The following is a 5,773-nucleotide window of genomic DNA, read 5'->3' on the forward strand; positions in this document are numbered from 1 at the left end:
TTCACCACCACTTACGAAATCCAGAGCGTGGGCGAGGGCGGTATCCCGATTGGCCATCCAATCGGCAACACTCGTGTCTACGTGCTGGATGCGAACCAGCAGCCGGTGCCGGTGGGTGTGGCGGGCGAGTTGTACATCGGCGGCGATGGTGTGGCGAAAGGGTATCTGAACCGCCCCGAGCTGACCGCCGAGAAATTCGTCGCCGACCCGTTCAGCGCCGACCCGGCGGCCTTGCTCTACCGCACCGGCGACCTGGCGCGCTGGCGTGCCGACGGCGCCGTGGATTACCTGGGGCGTAACGACGATCAGGTGAAGATCCGGGGCTTCCGCATCGAACTGGGCGAGATCGAAGCCCGGTTGGGCCAGTGCGCCGGCGTGAAAGACGCCGTGGTACTGGCGCGGCAGGACGACAATGGACCTAAACGCCTGGTGGGGTATGTCATTCCTGAAGAGGGTGTCACTCTCTCGGTGCAGACACTGCGCAGCCAACTGGCGAGCACGCTGGCCGAGTACATGGTGCCCAGTGCCTTTGTCGTATTGCCATCCTTCCCGCTGACCGCCAACGGCAAACTGGACCGCCGTGCACTGCCGGCTCCGGATGCCGAGGCGTATGCCAGCCGTGAATACGAAGCCCCGCAGGGCGAAGTGGAACAGACCCTGGCCCGGCTCTGGGCCGAGGTGCTCAAGGTCGAGCAGATCGGTCGTCACGATCACTTCTTCGAACTGGGCGGTCACTCGCTGCTGGCGGTGACCCTGATCGAGCGCATGCGCCAGGCCGGTCTGAGCGCCGACGTGCGGGTGCTGTTCAGCCAGCCGACCCTGGCGGCACTGGCCGCCGCCATCGGCAGCGGCAAGGAAATCAGCGTGCCGGAAAACCGCATCCCGGCCGGGTGCGAGTACATCACGCCCGAGCTGCTGCCGCTGGTCAACCTGACCCAGGACACGATCGATCGCCTGGTATCGACGGTGCCGGGCGGTGCGCGCAACGTGCAGGACATCTACCCGCTGGCGCCGCTACAGGAAGGTATCCTCTATCACCACCTGGCCGCCGAGCAGGGCGACCCCTACGTGCTGCAATCGCAGTTCGCCTTCGACAGCTTGCAGCGCTTCGAGGCGTTCGTCGAGGCGCTGCAGGTGGTGATCGACCGCCACGACATCCTGCGCACCAGCGTGGCCTGGGAAGGCCTGGACGAACCGCTGCAGATGGTCTGGCGCAAAGTGCTGCTGGAGCCGCAGCGCTTCGAAGCCGATGCCACGGCCGGCGATGTCGCCACGCAACTGGCGACCCGCTTCGATGCGCGCCATTATCGCCTGGACCTGCGCCGTGCACCGATGTTGCAACTGGTCTACAGCCGGGACGAAGCCCAAGACCGTTGGCTGGCGATCCTGCTGTTCCACCACATGGCGCTGGACCATACCGCGCTGGATGTGATGCAGCATGAAATGCAGCTGCACCTGTTGGGGCAAGGCGAGCGATTGGGCGAAGCGATGCCTTATCGCAACTACGTGGCCCAGGCCCGACTGGGCATGAGCGAGGCGGAACACGAGGCATTCTTCCGCGACATGCTGGGCGATATCGACGAGCCGACGCTGCCTTTCGGCTTGCAGGATGTGCAGGGGGACGGCCATGGCATCGATGAGGTCCGCGAGCCGGTGGATCTTGCGCTGTCCAGGCGTCTGCGGGCCCAGGCCCGGCAATTGGGCGTCAGTGCCGCCAGCCTGGTGCACCTGGCCTGGGCACAGGTGCTGGGCAAAGTGTCCGGTAGCCAGGAAGTGGTGTTCGGCACGGTATTGCTGGGCCGGATGCAGGGCGGCGAAGGGGCCGACCGGGCGCTGGGGATGTTCATCAACACCTTGCCGTTGCGCGTGGACGTGGGCGCCCAGGATGTTCGTACCGGCGTCAAGGCGACCCACGCCCGACTGACGGACCTGCTGGGCCATGAACATGCCTCCCTGGCGCTGGCCCAGCGTTGCAGTGGCGTGGCGGCACCGACGCCGCTGTTCAGCGCCTTGCTCAACCACCGTCATAGCGCCGCCGAGGTGACCGAGGATGGCCTCTCGGCCTGGAACGGGATCGAGGCGCTCAATGGCGACGAACGCACCAACTACCCACTGACCCTCAACGTCGACGACCTGGGGGAAGGTTTCTCCCTCACGGCCCTGGTCGACACCTCGATCGGTGCCGCACGCATCTGTGGCTACATGCAGATGGCACTGGACAGCCTGGTCACCGCCCTGGAGCAAGCGCCGCACACTGCGCTGCACGCGTTGACCGTCCTGCCGCCAGCCGAGCGCCGGCAGTTGCTGGAAACCTGGAACACCCGGGATGCCGAATATGCCGCAGACGCCCTGATCCATCGCCAGTTCGAAGCCTGGGCAATGGCCCAGCCTGACGCCGTGGCGGTGATCCATGAAGAGCAGACGCTGACTTACGGCCAGCTCAACGCCCGCGCCAACCAGTTGGCCCACAGCCTGTTGGCCGAGGGGATTCGCCCGGACGACCGGGTGGCGATCTGTGTCGAGCGCGGCCTGGACATGATCGTCGGCCTGTTGGGCATCCTCAAGGCGGGGGCGGGCTACGTGCCGCTGGACCCGGCCTATCCGGCGGAACGCATCGCCTACATGTTGCACGACAGCAGCCCGGCAGCGCTGGTGACCCAGCGGGAATGGCGTGAAACCCTGCCACCATTGAACGTGCCGACCGTGCTGCTCGATCCGCTCGAAGCCGGGGAAATGGAGCAGCAGCCACGGCATAATCCGGACGTGCCGGGCCTTGAGGCCAGTCACCTGGCCTATGTGATCTACACCTCCGGCTCCACCGGCTTGCCCAAGGGCGTGATGGTCGAGCACCGTAACGTCGCGCGGTTGTTCTCGGCCACCCAGCCATGGTTCGACTTCGGCCCGCAAGACGTCTGGGCGCTGTTCCATTCCTTTGCCTTCGATTTCTCGGTCTGGGAAATCTGGGGCGCGCTGACCCACGGTGGCCGCCTGCTGGTGGTGCCGCAACTGGTCAGCCGCTCCCCGCAATACTGCTATGCGCTGCTGTGCGAGGCCGGGGTGACCATCCTCAACCAGACGCCGAGCGCGTTCCGCCAGTTGATCGCGGCTCAGGGTGAGAGCGACCTGGAGCACAGCCTGCGCCAGGTGATCTTCGGCGGCGAGGCGCTGGAAACCGGGATCCTCAAGCCGTGGTATGCCCGTGAAATCAATGCCCGTACGCAACTGGTGAACATGTACGGCATCACCGAAACCACCGTGCACGTGACCTACCGTGCACTGTGTGCTGCCGACGCCCAACTGACCGGTGTCAGCCCCATCGGCAAACGTATTCCTGACTTGCAGCTGTATGTGCTCGACGCACAACGCGAACCCGTACCGGTCGGTGTGGTCGGCGAAATGTACGTCGGTGGCGCGGGTGTGAGCCGTGGTTACCTGAATCGCGATGAGCTGACCGCCGAGCGTTTCCTCGACAACCCGTTCAGCGATGAGCCGAACGCCCGCATGTACAAGACCGGCGACCTCGGTCGCTGGCTGGCGGACGGCAGCATCGAATACCTCGGGCGTAACGATGACCAGGTGAAGATCCGCGGTTTCCGTATCGAACTGGGTGAGATCGAGGCCAAGCTGGCCGCCTGCAACGGCGTGCGTGAAGCCGTGGTCCTGGCGCGCCAGGATTCCCCGGGTGACCAGCGCCTGGTGGCCTATGTGATTGCCGACGAGGGCGAGCCACCGTCGGCGGCCGAACTGCGCGCCGAACTGTTGGGTTCCCTGGCGGAATACATGGTGCCCAGCGCGTTCGTGATGTTGACGGTATTCCCGCTGACCACCAACGGCAAACTGGATCGCAAGGCGTTGCCGGTGCCCGACCAGTCCTCGGTGGTGACCCGTGAATACGAGGCGCCCCAAGGCGAGGTCGAAACGGCGATTGCGCGGATCTGGCAAGAGCTGTTGCAGGTGGAGCAAGTCGGCCGTCATGACCATTTCTTTGAAATGGGCGGCCATTCGCTGCTGGCAGTGAAGCTGGTCGAGCGCATGCGCCAGATCGACCTGGCGGCCGACGTCCGCGTGCTGTTCGGCCAGCCGACGCTGGCGGCATTGGCGGCGGCCGTAGGCGGCGTGCGCGAAATCGTGGTGCCGGCCAACCTCATCCCCGTCGACTGCTCGCGGATCACTCCGGACATGTTGCCCCTGGTCGATCTGGACCAGGACAGTATCGATCGCGTCGTCGCCTCGGTGCCGGGCGGTGTACGCAACGTTCAGGATATCTATGCCCTTGCCCCATTGCAGGAAGGCATCCTGTATCACCACCTCGCCGCGGCCCAGGGCGACCCCTATCTGCAATATGTACAGTTCACCTACGACAGTCGTTCCCGCTTGGACGACTTCGCCAAGGCGTTGCAAGGCGTGGTGTCCCGCCACGATATCCTGCGCACCGGCGTGGTCTGGGAAGGGCTGGACGAACCGGTGCAAGTGGTCTGGCGCGAGGCTCGACTGGGGCTCGACGAGATCGTGCTGGACCCGGCGGCGGGGGATATCGCGCAACAACTGCGCGAGCACCTGGACCCACGGCATTATCGCCTGGACATCCGCCAGGCACCGATGATGCGGATCGGCTATGCCGAGGACGTGGCGAACAATCGCTGGGTCGGCATGCTGCTGTTCCATCACATGGTCGATGACGCGACGTCCCTGGCCATGCTCACGGCGGAAATCGAAGCCCATGTGATGGGGCGCGAGCATCTGCTGGCAGCCTCGGTGCCGTACCGTAACTACGTGGCCCAGGCGCGACTGGGCATCAGCCGCGAGGAACACGAAGGATTCTTCCGCGAGATGCTGGGCGATGTGACCGAGCCGACGTTGCCGTTCGGCCTGCAGGATGTGCAGGGCGACGGACGTGGGATCGAAGAGGTCCGCCAGCCGGTGGATGGAGCGCTCAGCCGGCGCCTGCGGACCCAGGCCCGTCAACTCGGGGTGAGTGCGGCGAGCCTGTATCACCTGGCCTGGGCACAGGTGCTGGGCCGCGTCTCGGGCAAGGACGACGTCGTGTTCGGTACCGTGTTGCTGGGCCGGATGCAGGGCGGCGAGGGTGCCGACCGGGCACTGGGGATGTTCATCAACACCTTGCCGTTGCGTGTGGAGCTGGGTGCGCAGGGCGTGCGCGCCGGGGTCAAGGCGACCCATGCACGCTTGACCGCTTTGCTCGGCCATGAGCATGCCTCGTTGGTCCTGGCCCAGCGTTGCAGCGGCGTGACCGCGCCGGCACCGTTGTTCAGCGCGCTGCTGAACTATCGCCACCTCGGTGCGCAGACGGCCTCCAGCGAAGCCATCGCGGCCTGGGAAGGTATCCAGGTTCTGGGCGGCGAAGAGCGGACCAACTATCCGCTGTCGTTGTCGGTGGATGACCTGGGTGAAGACTTCAACCTGACGGTCATGGCCCAGGAGCCGATAGGCGCCGGACGTATCTGCAACTATGTGCTAACGGTCCTGGAGCATCTGGTGCAGGCGCTGGAACAATCGCCCCTGGCGCCGTTGCACGGGTTGCAGATCCTGCCGCCGGCCGAGCGCCGGCAGTTGCTGGAAACCTGGAATGCTACAGATGTGGCCTACGCCGACACTGCGCTGATCCATGGGCAGTTCGAGGCTTGTGCGGCGGCACAACCCGATGCCGTGGCCGTGGTGTTCGAGAGCCGGACGCTGACCTACGGCGAACTCAATAGCCGGGCCAACCAGCTCGCCCATCATTTGCTGGCCCTGGGCATCCGCCCGGATGACC

Annotated in this window: 1 protein-coding gene; it reads left to right on the forward strand. The window is 65.4% G+C overall.

Going from position 1 to position 5,773, the window contains the following annotated elements; translation table 11 throughout:
* Positions 1–5,773 (forward strand): amino acid adenylation domain-containing protein (locus N005_RS03065; RefSeq protein ID WP_047699312.1); only part of this gene is annotated, 5,773 nt, incomplete at both ends.

It is taken from the genome of Pseudomonas mediterranea CFBP 5447 (genome assembly GCF_000774145.1).
Lineage (GTDB): Bacteria > Pseudomonadota > Gammaproteobacteria > Pseudomonadales > Pseudomonadaceae > Aquipseudomonas > Aquipseudomonas mediterranea.